This window comes from Burkholderia sp. BCC0398, from assembly GCF_902833245.1.
Taxonomy (GTDB): domain Bacteria; phylum Pseudomonadota; class Gammaproteobacteria; order Burkholderiales; family Burkholderiaceae; genus Burkholderia; species Burkholderia sola.
Map to the genome: position 1 here is coordinate 346,097 of NZ_CADFEM010000007.1, position 17,272 is coordinate 363,368.

The 17,272-nt window shown below is 67.5% G+C and carries 16 protein-coding genes; 9 read left to right on the forward strand and 7 right to left on the reverse strand.

The annotated features are described in order from the left end of the window. Nucleotides 1-198: 198 nt before the first annotated feature. The 3 genes from HWX76_RS18210 to HWX76_RS18220 all read left to right on the forward strand — a co-directional run bounded on the left by HWX76_RS18210 (nucleotide 199) and on the right by HWX76_RS18220 (nucleotide 3,861). Nucleotides 199-963: a c-type cytochrome gene (locus tag HWX76_RS18210; protein WP_050014600.1), complete on the forward strand. Its 765-nt coding sequence runs from the start codon at nucleotides 199-201 to the stop codon at nucleotides 961-963. A gap of 19 nt (nucleotides 964-982) precedes the next feature. Next, entirely contained in the window at nucleotides 983-2,281 is a 1,299-nt protein-coding gene (locus tag HWX76_RS18215; protein WP_050014602.1) for a cytochrome c, read from the forward strand. 137 nt (nucleotides 2,282-2,418) lie between these two features. After that, nucleotides 2,419-3,861 (forward strand): DEAD/DEAH box helicase, encoded by a 1,443-nt coding sequence (locus tag HWX76_RS18220; RefSeq protein ID WP_176016130.1) that lies wholly within the window; start codon nucleotides 2,419-2,421, stop codon nucleotides 3,859-3,861. Here HWX76_RS18220 and HWX76_RS18225 read toward each other — a convergent pair. From HWX76_RS18225 to HWX76_RS18235, 3 genes are all read right to left on the reverse strand, one after another. Then, nucleotides 3,855-4,361: a hypothetical protein gene (locus HWX76_RS18225; protein WP_176016131.1), complete on the reverse strand. Its 507-nt coding sequence runs from the start codon at nucleotides 4,359-4,361 to the stop codon at nucleotides 3,855-3,857. The two genes, HWX76_RS18220 and HWX76_RS18225, sit on opposite strands and share 7 nt — an antisense overlap. 70 nt (nucleotides 4,362-4,431) lie before the next feature. Next, entirely contained in the window at nucleotides 4,432-5,259 is an 828-nt protein-coding gene (locus HWX76_RS18230) for a ferritin-like domain-containing protein (RefSeq protein ID WP_011546143.1), read from the reverse strand. Between the two features lie 326 nt (nucleotides 5,260-5,585). Further along, the gene (locus HWX76_RS18235; RefSeq protein ID WP_124556517.1) at nucleotides 5,586-7,226 is read right to left on the reverse strand and encodes a gamma-glutamyltransferase family protein; all 1,641 of its coding nucleotides are present in this window, start codon (nucleotides 7,224-7,226) and stop codon (nucleotides 5,586-5,588) included. Nucleotides 7,227-7,437: 211 nt separating this feature from the next. Between HWX76_RS18235 and HWX76_RS18240 the strand changes: the two genes are divergently transcribed. Both HWX76_RS18240 and HWX76_RS18245 read left to right on the forward strand, forming a co-directional pair. Beyond that, nucleotides 7,438-8,217, forward strand: a complete 780-nt coding sequence (locus HWX76_RS18240; protein ID WP_034208319.1) for a DeoR/GlpR family DNA-binding transcription regulator — start codon at nucleotides 7,438-7,440, stop codon at nucleotides 8,215-8,217. A gap of 300 nt (nucleotides 8,218-8,517) precedes the next feature. After that, on the forward strand, nucleotides 8,518-8,715 hold the full coding sequence (locus HWX76_RS18245) for a hypothetical protein (RefSeq protein WP_050014609.1): 198 nt from the start codon (nucleotides 8,518-8,520) through the stop codon (nucleotides 8,713-8,715). 91 nt (nucleotides 8,716-8,806) lie between these two features. Here the strand turns inward: HWX76_RS18245 and HWX76_RS18250 are convergent, their stop codons facing one another. Then, nucleotides 8,807-9,175 carry a hypothetical protein gene (locus HWX76_RS18250; RefSeq protein ID WP_176016132.1) on the reverse strand — a complete coding sequence of 123 codons (369 nt, stop codon included), beginning with the start codon at nucleotides 9,173-9,175 and terminating at the stop codon, nucleotides 8,807-8,809. Between the two features lie 162 nt (nucleotides 9,176-9,337). On the opposite strand from HWX76_RS18250, the gene glpD reads away from it, so the two are divergent. From glpD to HWX76_RS18265, 3 genes are all read left to right on the forward strand, one after another. Further along, complete coding sequence (gene glpD / locus HWX76_RS18255; protein WP_176016133.1) at nucleotides 9,338-10,861, forward strand: glycerol-3-phosphate dehydrogenase; 1,524 nt, start codon at nucleotides 9,338-9,340, stop codon at nucleotides 10,859-10,861. Nucleotides 10,862-10,978: 117 nt separating this feature from the next. Then, nucleotides 10,979-12,481, forward strand: a complete 1,503-nt coding sequence (gene glpK / locus HWX76_RS18260) for a glycerol kinase GlpK (protein WP_050014613.1) — start codon at nucleotides 10,979-10,981, stop codon at nucleotides 12,479-12,481. 80 nt (nucleotides 12,482-12,561) lie between these two features. Further along, entirely contained in the window at nucleotides 12,562-13,278 is a 717-nt protein-coding gene (locus HWX76_RS18265) for an MIP/aquaporin family protein (protein ID WP_050014615.1), read from the forward strand. 60 nt (nucleotides 13,279-13,338) lie between these two features. Here the strand turns inward: HWX76_RS18265 and HWX76_RS18270 are convergent, their stop codons facing one another. The 3 genes from HWX76_RS18270 to HWX76_RS18280 are packed head-to-tail and all read right to left on the reverse strand — an operon-like array spanning nucleotide 13,339 to nucleotide 16,019. Then, nucleotides 13,339-14,589: an FAD-dependent oxidoreductase gene (locus tag HWX76_RS18270; RefSeq protein ID WP_176016134.1), complete on the reverse strand. Its 1,251-nt coding sequence runs from the start codon at nucleotides 14,587-14,589 to the stop codon at nucleotides 13,339-13,341. Nucleotides 14,590-14,593: 4 nt separating this feature from the next. Then, entirely contained in the window at nucleotides 14,594-14,902 is a 309-nt protein-coding gene (locus tag HWX76_RS18275; RefSeq protein WP_011546150.1) for a non-heme iron oxygenase ferredoxin subunit, read from the reverse strand. A gap of 34 nt (nucleotides 14,903-14,936) precedes the next feature. Beyond that, complete coding sequence (locus tag HWX76_RS18280) at nucleotides 14,937-16,019, reverse strand: fatty acid desaturase family protein (RefSeq protein WP_176016135.1); 1,083 nt, start codon at nucleotides 16,017-16,019, stop codon at nucleotides 14,937-14,939. A gap of 173 nt (nucleotides 16,020-16,192) precedes the next feature. On the opposite strand from HWX76_RS18280, the gene HWX76_RS18285 reads away from it, so the two are divergent. Continuing rightward, entirely contained in the window at nucleotides 16,193-17,257 is a 1,065-nt protein-coding gene (locus HWX76_RS18285; RefSeq protein WP_176016136.1) for a LacI family DNA-binding transcriptional regulator, read from the forward strand. The last annotated feature ends 15 nt before the right edge of the window (nucleotides 17,258-17,272 follow it).

The window sequence follows — 17,272 nt, forward strand, 5'->3', positions numbered from 1 at the left end:
ACGCACGCCGGTTCACATGCCCCCGGCACAATGCGCGTCAAATTGTCGCAAGTCGCAAACGGACAGGAACCGATGTCCTTTTGCCAAATAGCCGTCATTACCCATCGATGATAGAATGCCGCGTCGCAGCAGCCCGGCTGTCCTGCCGTCCATGCGCCGAGCCGATCGTAGCCCGGACAAGGTCCCCGACGAATAAACATGGAGTCTCGTGTGTCTTCAAGACGCCTCTTCCGTCCGCTGCTCGCCGTTCTGATGATCGGCGGCGCGGGCCTTATGAGCGCTGCCCAAGCGCAGACCAAGCCCACGGAGCAAGCGCACGCCCAGCAGGCGCCGCTCAAGGCACCCGATACCATGGCCGAGCGCGTGCGCGGCTGTACTGCATGCCACGGCGTTCACGGCCAGGGCACGGACAACGACTACTTCCCGCGTCTTGCCGGCAAGCCGGCCGAGTACCTGTACAACCAGCTCGTCAACTTCCGTGACGGCCGGCGCAAGTACCCGCCGATGAACTATCTGCTGACGTACCTGAACGACGATTACCTGAAGGAAATCGCCGAGCACTTCTCGGCCGAACGTCCGCCGTACCCGACGCCGGCGAAGCCGACGCTGCCGGCCGCGACGCTCGCACGCGGCAAGCAGCTCGTCACGCAGGGCGACCCGTCCCGCAAGCTGCCGGCCTGCGTGGCCTGCCACGGCGCAGGGCTGACCGGCATGCAGCCGGCGATCCCGGGCCTCGTCGGCCTGCACGCCGATTACCTGAGCGCGCAGCTCGGCGCATGGCGCTCGGGCAACCGCCACGCGAAGGCGCCCGATTGCATGCACGACATCGCCGCGAAGCTTTCCGACGAAGACGTGACGGCCGTGACCGCGTGGCTCGCCGCGCAACCGGCGCCCGCCAACCCCGTGCCGGCCCCGGCGCGTTCGATGAAGACTCCGCTCGCCTGCGGCAGCGAACCGCAATAAGGCAAGGGAGACAGACACAATGAAACGCAAGTCCCTGTTTGCACTCTCGGCCGTCGCGATCGTCGCGGCTGCCGCCCTCGTGCCGGTCCTGTGGCCGGGCAACGACACGCTGCACGGCGCTGCCGCCGTCGCGGCCACGCCGGCCGACCAGGCCGCGCTGATCAAGAAGGGCGAATACCTCGCGCGCGTCGGCGACTGTATCGCATGCCACACCGTGCGCGGCGGCAAGTCGTTCGCGGGCGGCCTGCCGATGGCGACGCCGTTCGGCACGATGTACACGCCGAACATCACGCCGGACGACCAGAACGGTATCGGCAAGTGGACGTCGGACGACTTCTACCGCGCGATGCACACCGGTCGCTCGAAGGACGGCAGCCTGCTGTACCCGGGCTTCCCGTTCGCGAGCTACACGAAGGTCACGCGCGCCGATTCGGACGCGATCTACGCGTACCTGCGTTCGGTCGCGCCGGTGTCGGTGCCGAGCCGTCCGCACGAACTGAAGTTCCCGTTCAACAACCGCAACCTGCTGATCGGCTGGCGCACGCTGTTCTTCAAGGAAGGCGAATACAAGCCGGATCCGACGAAGTCGGTCGAATGGAACCGCGGCGCGTATCTCGTCGAAGGCCTCGGCCACTGCTCGATGTGCCACACGTCGATCAACATGATGGGCGGCCCGGTGAGCTCGTCGGCGTTCGCCGGCGGCCTGATCCCGCTGCAGAACTGGTATGCGCCGTCGCTGACGAACGACAAGGAGCTCGGCCTCGGCGACTGGCACGTGCAGGAGCTGTCCGACCTGCTGCAGGCCGGCGTGTCGCAGAAGGGCGCGGTGTTCGGCCCGATGGCGGACGTGGTCCACAACAGCCTGCAGTACATGACCGACGAAGATACGCGCGCGATGTCGACGTACCTGAAGTCGATCCCGCAGAAAGCCGAAGCGCCGAAGAACATGCAGTACGAGCCGTCGAAGCAGTTCGGCAACGCGCTGTTCGACCAGGGCAAGAAGATCTACGCGGACAACTGCGCGACCTGCCACGCCGAAAACGGCGCGGGCAAGCCGCCGGCCTATCCGCCGCTCGCGGGCAACCACTCGATCATGATGGAATCGGCCGTCAACCCGATCCGCATGGTGCTGAATGGCGGCTACCCGCCGAGCACGTTCAAGAATCCGCGTCCGTACGGGATGCCGCCGTTCGCGCAGTCGCTGTCGAACCAGGAAGTCGCGGCGGTCGTCACGTATATCCGGATGTCTTGGGGTAACAACGGTACGCCGATCTCGCCGCAACAGGTGAGCGACCTGCGTTCCGCGCCGCTCGACTAAGAAGCGGCTCACACAAACGGGGCGCGGCTGCGGGAAACCGCGGCCGCGCCCTTTTGCTTTTTGGCTGTTTTGCGATGCAGGTTTGCCGCGCGGGCCGCGCGATGCATCGCCGATCATAAAACTCAAGAGTGGTATCTATGTCTTTCGAATCTCTCGGCCTGGCCGAACCGCTGGTCAAGGCGGTCAACGAGCTCGGCTACACGTCGCCGACCCCGATCCAGCAGCAGGCGATCCCGGCCGTCCTCGGCGGCGGCGACCTGCTCGCCGGCGCACAAACCGGCACCGGCAAGACCGCCGGCTTCACGCTGCCGATCCTGCAACGCCTGCATACGTTCTACGCGGAGCACCGTGGCGCGAAGCGTGCGGTGCGCGCGCTGATCCTCACGCCGACGCGCGAACTCGCCGCCCAGGTCGAGGAAAGCGTGCGCGCGTACAGCAAGTACCTGAAGCTGCGCTCGACCGTGATGTTCGGCGGCGTCAGCATCAATCCGCAGATCGATGCGCTCAAGCGCGGCGTCGACATCGTCGTCGCGACGCCGGGGCGCCTGCTCGACCACATGCAGCAGAAGACCATCGACCTGTCGGATCTCGACATCCTCGTGCTCGACGAAGCCGACCGGATGCTCGACATGGGCTTCATCCACGACATCAAGCGCGTGCTCGCGAAGCTGCCGCCGCAACGCCAGAACCTGCTGTTCTCGGCCACCTTCTCCGATGAAATCAAGGCGCTCGCCGACAGCCTGCTCGATTCGCCCGCGCTGATCGAGGTCGCCCGCCGCAACACGACCGCCGAGAGCGTCGCGCAGAAGATCCACCCGGTCGACCGCGACCGCAAGCGCGAGCTGCTCACGCACCTGATCCGCGAACACAACTGGTTCCAGGTGCTCGTGTTCACGCGCACCAAGCACGGCGCCAACCGGCTCGCCGAGCAACTGACGAAGGACGGCATCAGCGCGATGGCGATCCACGGCAACAAGAGCCAGTCGGCGCGTACGCGCGCGCTGGCCGAGTTCAAGAACAGCACGCTGCAGGTGCTCGTCGCGACCGATATCGCCGCGCGCGGGATCGACATCGACCAGTTGCCGCACGTCGTCAACTTCGACCTGCCGAACGTGCCCGAGGATTACGTGCACCGGATCGGCCGCACGGGCCGCGCGGGCGCGACCGGCGAAGCCGTGTCGCTCGTGTGCGTCGACGAGAAGCAACTGCTGCGCGACATCGAGCGGCTGATCAAGCGCGAGATCCCGCAGGAAGTGATCGCGGGCTTCGAACCCGATCCGAACGCGAAGCCGGAGCCGATCCAGCAACGCCGCGGCCAGCAGCAACCGCGCGGCGGCGGTGGCGGCGGCAATCGCCAGCCGCGTGCCGGCGGCTCAGGCCAGCCGGCCGCGAAACGCGACGGCAACGCGCAACCGAAGGCATCGCAGCAGAAGACCGCGAAGCCGCGCACGCAAGGCGGCGCCGCTGGCAATAGCGGCGGACGTCCGGCAGGCGGCGCCAACGGCGCCCGCCCGGCAAACGGCAACGCCGCGCATCCGAACCGCAACCGTTCGTCGCGCAGCGGCCAGCGCGGTCACTGAAGCCGCGCGGCCGCGCGCCGCAGGTGCTCGATCTGGCGTTGCCAGCGTGCGAGCACCGCGGCGCGCTCCCCTTCCAGCGTGAACGTGACGCCTGTCGCGAGACGCGCATAGCCGACCCGCTGCGCATCGCCGTGCGCGATCGTCGCAGCGAATCCGGCCAGTCCGCCGAAGTCCCCTTCGAGCGGCCTCATCTCCAGTTGCGCCTGAAAAAACGCGCCGTCCGCGACCAGCGTCAACGCGGCCGTGCGCCGTTGCGCGATCGCGCGCGCCGCCCGCGACTGCGGCCAGAGCGCGATCAGCAGCGTGCGCGCATCGTGTGCGTAGATTTCGCCGACGCCGAGCAGCGTCGTGCGCAACTGGCCGTCGTCGGTCGCGACGATCAGCGACGCGGCGACGCCGGCATGACGCTCGAGCGCGGTGCCGTCGAACAGCGACACGACGGCGGACGGCCACGCATCGAACGTCCATTGTTCGAGTGCGTGGCGATGGGTATCGGTCATGATGGCGTGGCCCGGCTGCGGATCGGATGAGGATGCGCCAGCATACGCGCGACGGGCCGCCCCGCGGCGATCAGCGCAGGAAAACGTGCCGCGTGATCTTCGTGAGCGGATAGTGGACGCCCGGCTGGATCTTCGCGGGCAGGTCGAGCGGCTTGAGCAGCATCTTCACGCACATGTCGGCCGACAGGTTGCGCCGGACCAGCGAATTGATGCGCGCGGCGCGCTCGCGGTTGTACTGGCTGTCGCCGACGCGGTCCGGATAGCGGATCGCGAACACGTGGCGCAGCGCGATCTCGGAATCCTCGTTCTTGATTTCCATCACGCGGCGCGCAAGCGCACCGAGCACCGCGAGCCGGCCGTTGCCTTCGACCTGGTTGTACTTCTTGAAGAACTTGAAGAAGTGCTTGTAGTGACGCACTTCGTCCGTGCGGATGTTGTCGGTGATTTCCTTCAGCACCGGCTCGTCCGAGCATTCGTTGATCGCGCGATAGAGCGTGGCCGTGCCCGTCTCGACGACGCAGCGCGCGACCATTTCGAGCGCGCGGGTTTTTTCGAATGCCTCGACCGAGCACGTCTTCGAATACTCGGCGAAGAAATTCGCGAAGGCCGTATCCCAGTCGAACTCGGGCCACACGTGCGCGATATACGCCTTCAGCGCGCGGCCGTGCTGCAATTCTTCGGGCTCCCATGCATTGTTGAGCCATGCAGAGACTTCCGGATCGTCATTGAAGAATTCGCTCAGATTGCTCGTATAGAGATCCGAGCCGCTTTCGATGAACGACGACGCGCACAGCAGCAGTAGCAGATCCTCGTTCGCGGCGGCACGCTGACGATCGATCCGGTTCAGGTCGATGTCCTCGATACGCCACGGCATCACATGCGTCGTTTTGGTGTCCATGGTAGTGCGCTCCCAGTCGTCGCGCGGAGGCCGGCCCATGCCTGGGGCACAGGCGCCAGCCGATCCGCAGGCGGCGTTTTACTTGCGTTTATAGTGAGTCGGTCCGGCCGAACCATCCTGGCATCTTAGCCGGACTTTGAAGTTCGTGCTCCAGAGCACTGACCATACCCGACACGCGCAGTTCCACGGCGTCTGTTGCCGTTCGTTAGACGAGTCCTTCAAACCGCTTGCGCGCGGTCGACGAGATCCGCCGCATCAAACGAAACGGGCGGCCACCGGGCCGCCCGTAATGCTGGACAACTGCAAAGAAAGCCGGAAGCGATCCGTCAGAAACCGGCCGCGAGCCCGTCGCGCCGGCTGTCGCTCGCGGCCACGTAGCCGCGCTCGGGATCGTCGGGATCGAGGCGCCACACGAACTGCCCCGAACCGAAATCCATGTAAGGATCGTCGATCGACTGGATCGTATGGCCGCGGGCGGCCAGCGCGTCGACCGTCGCGCGGTTCATCGTCGCCTCGACGTCGAGCGTGAAGTCGCGATTGACCTTCCAGCGCGGCGCGCAACACGCGGCCTGCGGCTGCTGGCCATAGCCGAGCATCCGCACGACGGTCTGCAGATGGCCCTGAGGCTGCATGTCGCCGCCCATCACGCCGAAACTCATCACGGCCTCGGTGCGGCCATTGGCTTCCTCGGTAACGAACGCCGGGATGATCGTGTGGAACGGCCGCTTGCCGCCCCCGACGACGTTCGGCGAAGCCGGGTCCATCGAGAAGCCGTGCCCGCGGTTCTGCAGCGCAATGCCGGCGCCGGGCACGACGAGCCCCGAGCCGAAGCCCATGTAGTTCGACTGGATGAAGCTCACCATCATCCCGCGCTCGTCGGCCGCCGACAGGTAGATCGTGCCGCCCGAATGCGGACGGCCGGCGGCGAAGTGCGTCGCACGCGCGCGATCGATCAGCTTCGCGCGTTCGGCGAGATACGCATCGTCGAGCATCTGTTCGGGCGTGACGTCCATCGCGCGCGGATCGGCGACGTAGCGATAGACGTCGGCGAACGCCAGCTTCATCGCCTCGATCTGCAGATGCTGCGAATCGACCGAGTCGACCGGGCACTCGGTCACGCCCGCCTGCTCGGCGATGCCGAGCGCGATCAGCGCGGCGATGCCCTGCCCGTTCGGCGGGATCTCGTGAATCGTGTGACGGCCGAAGCGCTTGCCGATCGGCTCGACCCATTCCGGCCGGTACGCGCGCAGGTCGGCTGCGGTCAGCGCGCCGCCGCCTTCGCGCGCGAACGCGGCGATACGCTCGGCGAGCGCGCCTTCGTAGAACGCCCGCGCGCCGTCCTTCGCGAGCGTGCGCAGCGTCTGCGCATGACCGGGCAGGCACACGCGTTCGCCGACGAGCGGCGCGCGGCCGCGCGGCATGAAGGTGTCCGCGAAACCGGGCAGGCCCTGCAGTTCGGGGACGGCCGCCGCCCACTTGTGCGCGACGATCGGCGGCACCGAAAAGCCGCGCTCCGCGATCTCGATCGCCGGCTCGAGCAGGTCCGCGAACGGCAGTGAACCGAACTTCGCGTGCAGCGCTTCCCAGCCCGCGATCACGCCCGGCACGGTGACGGTGTCCCAGCCGCGGGTCGGCTTGTTCGCGTTGCCGCGCGCGTCCTCGCCGTGACGCTTGCGGAAGTAGTCGACGTTCCATGCGGCCGGCGCGACGCCCGATGCGTTGAGCCCCGACAGTCGGTCGCCATCCCATACGAGCGCGAACGCATCGCCGCCGAGCCCGCACGATACGGGCTCGACGACCGTGATCGCGGCGGCCGCGGCCAGCGCCGCGTCGACCGCGTTGCCGCCCTTCCACAGCATCCGCAGCCCGGCCTGCGCGGCCAGCGGGTGCGACGTCGACACGACGTTGCGCGCGAACACCGGAATACGGGTCGACGGATACGGGTTGTGCCAGTTGAAGCCACTCATCGAGACCACCTCGTCGAAAGCTGAATGAACGGGCCCGTGCGAACGGGCAATCCGCCATTGCAGCGCGATCGGCGCGATCGCACAAATTCATTTGTCACATGAATCCATGCCATTTCCGCATGAATCATGCGCGCCGATGTCCGGCAGGCCGGCCGAACGCCGTTGCCGCCCTTACAATACCCGCTCCGTCTCACGACACGACCATCGAGCCATGACCCGAGATCCCCGCCTCACCCTCAACGCGCGCCAGCAGGAATTGCTCGAATGGGTGCAGCGCGACGGCTTCGTGACCGTCGACGATCTCGCCGCGCACTTCGCGGTCACGCCGCAGACGATCCGCCGCGACGTGAACTGGCTTGCCGACCTGAACCTGCTGCGCCGCTATCACGGTGGCGCGAGCCTGCCGACCAGCTCGGAGAACGTGTCGTACACCGCGCGCCAGCGGATGTTCCACGACGAGAAGCGGCGCATCGCGGCGCTCGCGGCGTCGCACATCCCCGACCAGGCGTCGCTGTTCATCAACCTCGGCACGACGACCGAGGAAGTCGCGCGCGCGCTGAACCGCCATCATGGGCTGCACGTGATCACGAACAACCTGAACGTCGCGTCGATGATGAGCGGCTATCCCGACTGCGAGGTGCTGATCACGGGCGGCATCGTGCGGCCGTGGGACAAGGGCATCGTGGGCGAACTCGCGATCGACTTCATCCGGCAGTTCAAGGTCGACTACGCGATCATCGGCACGTCGGCGATCGAGGCCGACGGCACGCTGCGCGATTTCGACACGCGCGAGGTGCGCGTCGCCGAGGCGATCATGCAGCATGCACGCACGGTGTACCTCGTCACCGATCATTCGAAGGTCGGCCGCCCGGCGCTCGTGCGCCAGGGCCATCTGAGCCAGGTGCACGCGCTCTTCACCGACAAGCCGCTGCCGCCCGACATGGCCGATACGGTGGCCGCCGCCGGCACCCAGGTGTACGTCGCGGAATGACGGTTGCGATGCTGCACCGCACCTGAAACTTCAAGTGAAATCAAGAAGTTGGCGCCGCGCACGAACCGCTTGCGGCATGCCCTTCTGTCAAACGGAAAATTAACGGGGCACGATTTGTCGTTGCGTGTGCGCTCGACTAGACTCCAGTTCCCCGGCCCGTTCGCCGATCCGCCTGTGCCAGGGCGGTGCGAACTGCAGGGCCGGCGAATACAGCTTTCCCCCCAAGCCATACCCCGCGGGGTATCGCGCGTCGGCGTATGCGCCGGCCGCGCGGGCAGTCCGATTGCCATGGAGAGAACGATGCTGAGTCCGCATGAATTCGCCACGCTCTTGCTTGTGAAGGACGCGCCTGATCAGCGCGACATGGATCGGGATGAACTGGACATCCTGCTCGAACAACAGCTCGTCCGCCTGGAAGGGCTCGGCTCGGGGCGCAGATACTGCGTGACCGAGACCGGCGACGCCACGCTGCGATCCGTCAAGTACCGCTATTCGTAAGCCCCGCTGTTCCCGACCTTGACCTGATCGCGCGGCCGGCATCCGGCCGCGCGGTCGTTTCCGCCTCCCCGCCCGTTCGTCGCCGCCGGCTTCAACCGCCGCGCAGCGTCGGATCGACCGCCGCCCGCCAGCTGATGGCCTGCGCGCGCGCTCCGTTGAAATACGCGATCCAGCCCGCGCGCGCCGCCGCGTCAGGCGCCACATAGTGGGTCGAAAGTTCGTTTACGAACGCACAATAATTCGCTTCGGTCAGCCCGCGATACCGTTTCGCGACGTACGCGTCGTACAGCGTCGAATAGACCGGCTGCGCGTCCGCGCCCCAGTCGCGCACGGCGCCGCCGCACGACGTCTGCAGGTCGACGAACGACGGCGCCCGCCAGTTGCCGGCGAGCGGCGGCGTACCCGCGCCGCACCCCGCCAGAAGGATGGCGCACACGCCGGCCCACATCCCAATACGCATGATTCACCTCGCGAAACGGTCGATTTCGCCAGTATCGTCCGGGATCGTGTCGCGCGCTACTGGCCCCGCTTTATCGAACTTTACTTTTTCGATTTCGTTCGTTAAATTTCGAATTCGAACATTTCATGTTCGCCCTATTTCAACAGACGATAAGGACAGCAGGTGACCCAACCGAATCGCTACGATCTGCTCGTCGTCGGCGGCGGCATCAACGGCGCGGGGATCGCGCGCGATGCGGCCGGCCGCGGCCTGTCGGTCATGCTCTGCGAGCAGGACGACCTCGCGTCGCATACGTCGTCGTCCAGCACGAAGCTGATTCACGGCGGCCTGCGTTACCTCGAGTACAACGAGTTCGGACTGGTGCGCAAGGCGTTGCAGGAGCGCGAAACGCTGCTGCGCGCGGCGCCGCACATCATGTGGCCGCTGCGCTTCGTCATGCCGCACATGCCGAACCTGCGCCCGGCCTGGCTGATCCGCATCGGCCTGTTCCTCTACGATCACCTCGCGAAACGCGAACTGCTGCCCGGCTCGCGCGGCATCGACATGCGCCGCCATGCGGCCGGCGCGCCGCTGATCGACTCGATCAAGCGCGGCTTCGTGTATTCCGACGGCTGGGTCGACGATGCCCGCCTCGTCGTGCTGAACGCGATCGACGCGAAGGAGCGCGGCGCCGAGATCCTCACGCGCACGAAGCTCGTGTCCGCCGAACGCCGCGGCGACGAATGGGAAGCGCGGCTCCAGCACGCCGACGGTTCGATCCGCGTCGTGCAGGCGCGCGCGATCGCGAACGCGGCCGGCCCGTGGGTCGGCGACGTGCTGCACGGCGCGCTCGGCCGCGGCGCACATCACAGCGTGCGGCTCGTGAAGGGCAGCCACATCATCACGCGCCGCCTGTTCGATCACGATCACGCGTACATCTTCCAGAATCCGGACAAGCGGATCATCTTCGCGATTCCGTACGAGCACGACTTCACGCTGATCGGCACGACCGACGTCGAATACACGAACGATCCCGCGAAGGTCGCGATCGATCGCGACGAGACGCAATATCTGTGCGATTCGATCAACCGCTACTTCAAGCGCAAGATCTCGCCGGCCGACGTGCACTGGACCTATTCGGGCGTGCGCCCGCTGCTGGAAGACGAGAACGCGGCGAACGCGTCGGCCGTCACGCGCGACTATCGCCTCGAACTCGACGACGGCGCGGGCGCCCCGCTGCTGTCGGTGTTCGGCGGCAAGATCACGACGTTCCGCAAGCTCGCGGAAGAAGCCGGCGACATGCTGTGCCGCGCGCTCGGCCGCGACGCGAAGACCTGGACGGCCGGCGTCGCGTTGCCGGGCGGCGATATCGCCGACGCGAAGTTCGACGGGTTCGCCAGTGCGTTCGCGAAACGCCATCCGTGGCTGCCCGCCGCGCTCGCACGCCGCTATGCACGTGCGTACGGCACGCGTGCGGAGCGCGTGGTCGACAGCGCGACCTCGCTCGCCGACCTCGGCGCCGAAATCGCACCGGGCATCCACGACGCCGAACTGCGCTATCTGCGCGACGCCGAATGGGCGACCTGCGCACAGGACGTGCTGTGGCGCCGCTCGAAGCTGGGCCTGCACGTCGCGCCCGGCACGCTGGACGCCGTGACCGCCGCGGTCGACGCGTGGTTCGCCGCCGCGCATGCGCCGCACGCCTGATTCGAATGCACATTGCAGTTGCCGTTGCCGTTGCCTGACCGACGTTGATTCACCGACGCGCCGCCCACATGCGGCGCGCATCACAACTAAGCCAATCCACGGATGGAGATGAGAGACATGCAGGACCAGTACATCCTCGCGCTTGACCAGGGCACCACGAGTTCCCGCGCGATGCTGTTCGATCGCCAGGGCAACATCGTATCGATCGCCCAGAAGGAATTCGAACAGATTTACCCGCAACCCGGCTGGGTCGAGCACGACCCGCAGGAAATCTGGTCGACGCAAGCCGGCGTCGCCGCAGAAGCCGTCACGCGCACGGGCCTGAACGGCACGTCGATCGCCGCGATCGGCATCACGAACCAGCGCGAGACGACGATCGTCTGGGATCGCGAGACGGGCCAGCCCGTCTACAACGCGATCGTCTGGCAGGATCGCCGCACGGCCGACTTCTGCGACTCGCTGAAGAAGCAAGGGCTCGAAGCAAAGGTGCGCGCGAAGACCGGCCTGCCGATCGACTCGTACTTCTCCGCGACGAAGATCCGCTGGATCCTCGACAACGTGCCGGGCGCGCGCGACAAGGCGCGCCAAGGCAAGCTCGCGTTCGGCACCGTCGACAGCTGGCTCGTGTGGAACTTCACGAAGCACGAGCTGCACGTGACCGACGTGACCAACGCGTCGCGCACGATGCTGTTCAACATCCACACGCGCGAGTGGGACAGCGAACTGCTCGAACTGCTCGACATTCCGCGCAGCATGTTGCCGGAAGTGAAGGCGTCGTCGGAGATCTACGGCCACACGAAGACCACCGTGTTCGCGTCGAAGATCCCGCTCGCGGGCATCGCCGGCGACCAGCACGCGGCGCTGTTCGGCCAGATGTGCACGACGTCGGGCATGGTGAAGAACACCTACGGCACCGGCTGCTTCCTGATGATGAACACCGGCGACAAGCCGATCGAGTCGAAGAACAACCTCGTCACGACGATCGCGTGGCAGATCGGCGACGACGTGCAGTACGCGCTCGAAGGCAGCATCTTCATCGCGGGTGCGGTCGTGCAGTGGCTGCGCGACGGCGTCGGCCTCATCAAGACGGCCGCCGAAATCGAAGCGCTCGCCGCGAGCGTGCCGCATACCGACGGCGTCTACCTCGTGCCCGCGTTCGCCGGCCTCGGCGCGCCGCACTGGAACGCGCGGGCGCGCGGCTCGGTGTTCGGCGTCACGCGCGGCACGACCGCCGCGCACCTCGCGCGCGCGGCGCTCGATGCGATCGCGTACCAGTCGCTCGACGTGCTGGCCGCGATGGAAGCCGACTCGGGCATCAGCATCGGCGAGCTGCGGGTGGACGGCGGCGCGAGCGCGAACGACCTGCTGATGCAGTTCCAGGCCGACCTGCTCGGCGTCGACGCGGTGCGCCCGCAAATCACCGAGACGACCGCGCTCGGCGCGGCCTATCTCGCGGGCCTCGCGATCGGCTACTGGAAGAACCTCGATGAAGTGCGCGACCAGTGGCAGCTCGATCGCCGCTTCGCACCGTCGATGCCGAAGGAGCAGGTCGAACAGCGCATGGCCGGCTGGCAGCGCGCGGTACGCGCCGCGAAGGCATGGGCCGACGACACCCAGTAATCCGAACGACTTCAAACGACATACAACAACACCGGCGGACCGCGCAGCGCGCGAGTCCGCCGTGACTTCGAGAGACAATCATGTCACCTTATATTGCAGAATTCATCGGCACCGCGATCCTCGTGCTGCTCGGCAACGGCGCGGTCGCAAACGTGCTGCTGGCAAAGACCAAGGGCAAAGGCGCGGACCTGATCGTGATCGTGATGGGCTGGGCGATGGCGGTATTCGTCGCGGTCTACGTGACCGCGTCGTTCAGCGGCGCGCACCTGAATCCGATCGTCACGATCAGCCTCGCGCTCGCGGGCAAGTTCGCATGGTCGAAAGTCGGCGGCTACGTGCTCGCGCAGATGCTCGGCGGGATGGCGGGCGCGCTGCTCGTGTGGCTCGCGTATCGCCAGCACTTCGCGAAGGAAGCCGATGCGGACCTGAAGCTCGCGGTGTTCTGCACGGCGCCGGCGATCCGCAGCACCACACACAACGTGCTGACCGAAGCGATCTGCACGTTCGTGCTGATTCTCGGCGTGCTGTATCTCGCGTCGCCGCAAGTCGGCCTCGGCGCGCTCGACGCGCTGCCCGTCGGCCTGCTGGTGCTCGGCATCGGCATCTCGCTCGGCGGCCCGACCGGCTATGCGATGAGCCCCGCGCGCGACCTGTCGCCGCGCATCATGCATGCGCTGCTGCCGATCCCGGGCAAGCGCGACAGCGACTGGCGCTATGCGTGGGTGCCGGTAATCGGCCCGCTGCTCGGCGGCGCCGCGGCGGCCGGCCTGTATCTGCGCCTGCACGCGATGGCCTGATCGCGGTGTGGACGAAGCGCGCGGCGTGCGCTGCCGCGCGCTTCACTCCCTTCTTTTCGTCTACCGGTCATTCACGGCCGCCATCAGCGATTTCAGCTTCACCGCGACGTCCGCGACCGCGGCCGGCGTCACGTCGATCCCGCGTTCGACCAGCATCCTCGCGACGCGCATTTCCTTCACGAATCCCGCTGCACGGCCGAAACCGCTCGCCGCGACGAGCCGTGCGCCCGCATCGAAATGGAAATGAATTTCCGCGTCGTCGCCGAGCACGCGCGCGACCGACTGCGTGCCGAGCGCCGGCTCCCCGGCCACCTGCAACTGCGCATCGTATTGATCGGACCAGAACCACGGTATGTCGCGATACGGTTCGTTCGCGCCGAGCATGTTGCGGGCGGCGACGTGCGCCTGCGTATCGGCGCCGTGCCACGTCTCCTGTCGAATCGGCAATCCCGATAACGCGCTCGGAAACACCGCGACGTCGCCGGCCGCGTAGATGCCGGGCCCCGACGTCTCGAGCCGCGCGTTCACGACGATTCCGCGCTCGACCGCGAGGCCCGCGTCGCGCGCCAGTTCGTCGGCCGGTTCGATGCCTATGCCGGCCACGACCGTGTCGGCGAGCAGCGTGTCGCCGTCGTCGAGCACGACGGCCAGCGCCCCGCCCGCGGTTCGCTCGATCGCAATCGGCGTCCGGTTCAGACGAATCGCCACGCCCTGCTCGTCGTGCAGCGCATGCACGCGCGTCGCAATGGCTTCCGGCACCGCGCGACCGAGCAGCCGCGGCGCCGCATCGAGCACGGTCACGCGGCAGCCGCGCCGTCGCGCCGACGCCGCGACTTCGAGACCGATGAAGCCGCCGCCGATCAACACGATCCGCGTGTCGGGCACGAGCCGCGCGCCGAGCGCGGCCGCATCGTCGAGCGTGCGCAACGCGCCTACGCCGTCGAGCGCCGCGCCGGGGATGGCCAGGCGGCGCGCACGGGCGCCGGTGGCCAGCAGCAGCGCGTCGTAGCCGAACACGTGCCCGCCGGACACGCGCACTTCGCGTGCATCCGGATCGATGCGCTCGACGGTCGCGACGACCCGCTCGATGCGATCGGCCGCCCAGGCTTGCGCCTCGCGCAACCGGCATTGCGCCGCGCTGCGCTCGCCCGTCAGCACGCCCTTCGACAACGGCGGCCGCTCGTACGGCGGATGCGGCTCCGCGCCGATCAGCACGATGCGCCCGCGCCAGCCGCACGCGCGCAACACCTGCGCCGCGCGGCCGCCCGCATGGCCCGCGCCGACGATCGCCATCACCCGGTCGCTCATCATCGCGTCATACCTCGATCAGGATGCGGCCGTCTTCGATCTTCGCGCGGTACGTGCGCAGCTTCTCGCACGCGGGCGCCGACAGCGGCCGGCCGTCGCGCACGTCGAAGCGGCCGTTGTGCTTCGGGCATTCGATCACGTGATCCATCACGAGCCCGTCCGCGAGATGCACCTGCTCGTGCGTGCACAGGCCGTCGCTCGCATACACCTCGCCGTCGATCCGGTAGATCGCGTACGTGCGGCCAGCATGATCGAAGCGCGCGACATCTTCGTCGTCGATGTCGTCGAGCGCGCCGGTGTCGATCCATTGCGTCATGGTGTGTCTCCTTCGTTGGCAGGTTCGATAACGGTCATGCACGCGTGGCATCCGGCACCGGCCGCACGACGTAATCGGACGGATCGCGCGTCTGCCGGATCAGCGCCGGCACGATCTCCGCATATGCGGCCAGCGTGCTGCGGTACGGCGGCGGCATGTCGGCCTTCACGGCGTCGTGCAGCTTCGGCAGCGCATGGAACGGCACCATCGGGAACATGTGGTGCTCGACGTGATAGTTCATGTTCCAGTACAGGAAGCGGAACACCGGATTCATCATCACGGTCCGACAGTTGCGCCGGTGATCGAGCACGTTCTCGGGCATGCCGGCGTGCTGCGTGAGGCCGAAGTACAGGTACAGCCACGCGCCGTAGAGGCTCGGCAGCCCGATGTAGAGCAGCGGCAAGATCGTGCGCCAGTAGACCGCGGCGCCCGTCACGAGCGCGTAGATCGCGAGATGGATGCGCGACTCGCGCACGACCTTCGGCCATTCCGATTCGGGCACGTAGGTGCGCTCCTCGTCGTCGAGCCGGCCCGTGAACGACACCGCGATCATCTTGCGCAGCTCGCCGGCCACGTGCTTCAGCGCGACGACGTTCAGCGCGAGCGCGAGCCAGTCGGTCGGCTTCGGCGCGGCGATTTCCGGGTCGCGCCCGACGACCAGCGTATCGGTGTGATGGCGCGCATGGCTCCAGCGCCAGGCAGTCGCGCGGCGGAACACCTGGAACGACGCGACCTGGTACAGCGCGTCGTTCATCCAGCGCGTGCGGAACGCGGTGCCGTGCCCGCATTCGTGCCAGCGCGAATCGGCCGGGCTGCAGTACAGCGTGCCGTACACGAAGAACGCCGGGATCGCCCATGCCGAATGCGCACGCCACGCCAGCCACGCGAGCGCGCCGCTGAGCGCAATCGCCGCGTACCAGATCAGCGTGTCGCGAATCGCACGCGCATCGCCGCGCTGCATCAGTTGCTTCATCAGCGGTCGCGGCACCGCGCATCGGTACCACGCGGCGTTGACGAGCCCGGCGGCCGCCGCGCGATCGCCGGCGCCGCCAGTCATTCGGTATGCCTGACGGCGCGCCGCCGAGCGTTCGCGTGCCGGGTCGTCGGTATGGGCCACGTCTGTCTCCTGGGGGTCTTGTGCGCGGGAAGCGCGGCAAACGCTTCGCATAAGACCGAAATTAGGCGACCGGTCGCCCCGCCTCAATCGAAACGTTGACGAAATTTCGCCATCGCTTTAGCGTTCCCGACAACGCCACGCGGTCGATGGCGACCCTCACGATGGAGACGACCATGGCAGGTGAATCGGGGCCGCGCTGGCGCAAGCGCACCGCACGCTTCGACGAGATCGCGACGCTCGCCGGCGTCAGCACGACGACCGTCGATCGCGTGCTGAACGAGCGCGGCAGCGTCTCCGCGCAGGCGCGCGAACGCGTGGTGGCGGCCGCTCGCCAGCTCGGCGTGCCGCGCCAATTGCCCGACACGCGGCACGGGCTGATCCACGTCGACGTGCTGCTGCCCGACACCGACGCGCCGTTCTTCCGACGATTGCAGCAGGCGCTGCAGCGTTCGCTGCAAATGCTCGACCGGCGCGTGGTCGTGCACCGGACGATCCTGCCCGCCGCGGATGACGAGCGTGCCGCGACGCTGATCGAACGGCCCGCGTACCGGCGCGAGGCGCTGATCGTCACCGCGCACGACACGGCCCGCATGCGAGATGCGCTGGCCGGCGCGATCGCGCGTGGCGAGACCGTCGTCACGATGGTCACCGACATCGGCGGCATCGAACGCGCGCACTTCGCCGGCATCGACAACTACCGCGCGGGGCGCACGGCCGGCTACTACATCGGCCGCCTCGCGGCACGCCCCGGCCGCGTGCTGCTGCTCGGCGGGCGCATGGGCTACCGCGCGCACGCCGACCGGATGGCCGGCTGCCGCGATCAGCTCGCCGACGCGTTCGCCGCCGTGCGCTGCGACGACGCGCCGGTCGAGACGCTCGACCAGGACGACCGCTGCTATCGCGCGGTGACGAGGGCGCTGCAGGCGCACGACGACGTGGTCGCGATCTACAACAGTGGCGCCGGTTCGGCCGGCATCGAAGCGGCGCTGCGCAAGGCCGGCGCGCTCGGGCGCGTGGTGTGGATCGGCCACGAGATGATCGACCTGCACCGCACCTTCATCGAAGCCGGCGCGATGGATCTCGCGATCGACCAGGATCCGGACGGACAGGCGATTTCCGCGCTGCAGCACGTGCTGCATGCGTGCGGCATCGTCGAACAGTCGCCGCCGGACGACCCCGTCGAATTCCGCGTGTTCTGCCTGGCGAACGTGAGGACGAGCGCATACCTGCAGGCGTGAATCGCGCCGTGCGAC

What these genes read in the sequence shown, in the direction of transcription:
- HWX76_RS18245 (WP_050014609.1), top strand. Translation starts at nt 8,518, where the DNA reads ATGCTGAGTCCGCATGAATTCGCCACGCTCTTGCTTGTGAAGGACGCG.
- HWX76_RS18285 (WP_176016136.1), top strand. Translation starts at nt 16,193, where the DNA reads ATGGCAGGTGAATCGGGGCCGCGCTGGCGCAAGCGCACCGCACGCTTC.
- HWX76_RS18215 (WP_050014602.1), top strand. Translation starts at nt 983, where the DNA reads ATGAAACGCAAGTCCCTGTTTGCACTCTCGGCCGTCGCGATCGTCGCG.
- HWX76_RS18220 (WP_176016130.1), top strand. Translation starts at nt 2,419, where the DNA reads ATGTCTTTCGAATCTCTCGGCCTGGCCGAACCGCTGGTCAAGGCGGTC.
- HWX76_RS18235 (WP_124556517.1), bottom strand. Translation starts at nt 7,226, where the DNA reads ATGAGTGGCTTCAACTGGCACAACCCGTATCCGTCGACCCGTATTCCG.
- HWX76_RS18230 (WP_011546143.1), bottom strand. Translation starts at nt 5,259, where the DNA reads ATGGACACCAAAACGACGCATGTGATGCCGTGGCGTATCGAGGACATC.
- HWX76_RS18225 (WP_176016131.1), bottom strand. Translation starts at nt 4,361, where the DNA reads ATGACCGATACCCATCGCCACGCACTCGAACAATGGACGTTCGATGCG.
- HWX76_RS18240 (WP_034208319.1), top strand. Translation starts at nt 7,438, where the DNA reads ATGACCCGAGATCCCCGCCTCACCCTCAACGCGCGCCAGCAGGAATTG.
- HWX76_RS18250 (WP_176016132.1), bottom strand. Translation starts at nt 9,175, where the DNA reads ATGCGTATTGGGATGTGGGCCGGCGTGTGCGCCATCCTTCTGGCGGGG.
- HWX76_RS18265 (WP_050014615.1), top strand. Translation starts at nt 12,562, where the DNA reads ATGTCACCTTATATTGCAGAATTCATCGGCACCGCGATCCTCGTGCTG.
- glpK (WP_050014613.1), top strand. Translation starts at nt 10,979, where the DNA reads ATGCAGGACCAGTACATCCTCGCGCTTGACCAGGGCACCACGAGTTCC.
- HWX76_RS18210 (WP_050014600.1), top strand. Translation starts at nt 199, where the DNA reads ATGGAGTCTCGTGTGTCTTCAAGACGCCTCTTCCGTCCGCTGCTCGCC.
- HWX76_RS18270 (WP_176016134.1), bottom strand. Translation starts at nt 14,589, where the DNA reads ATGATGAGCGACCGGGTGATGGCGATCGTCGGCGCGGGCCATGCGGGC.
- HWX76_RS18275 (WP_011546150.1), bottom strand. Translation starts at nt 14,902, where the DNA reads ATGACGCAATGGATCGACACCGGCGCGCTCGACGACATCGACGACGAA.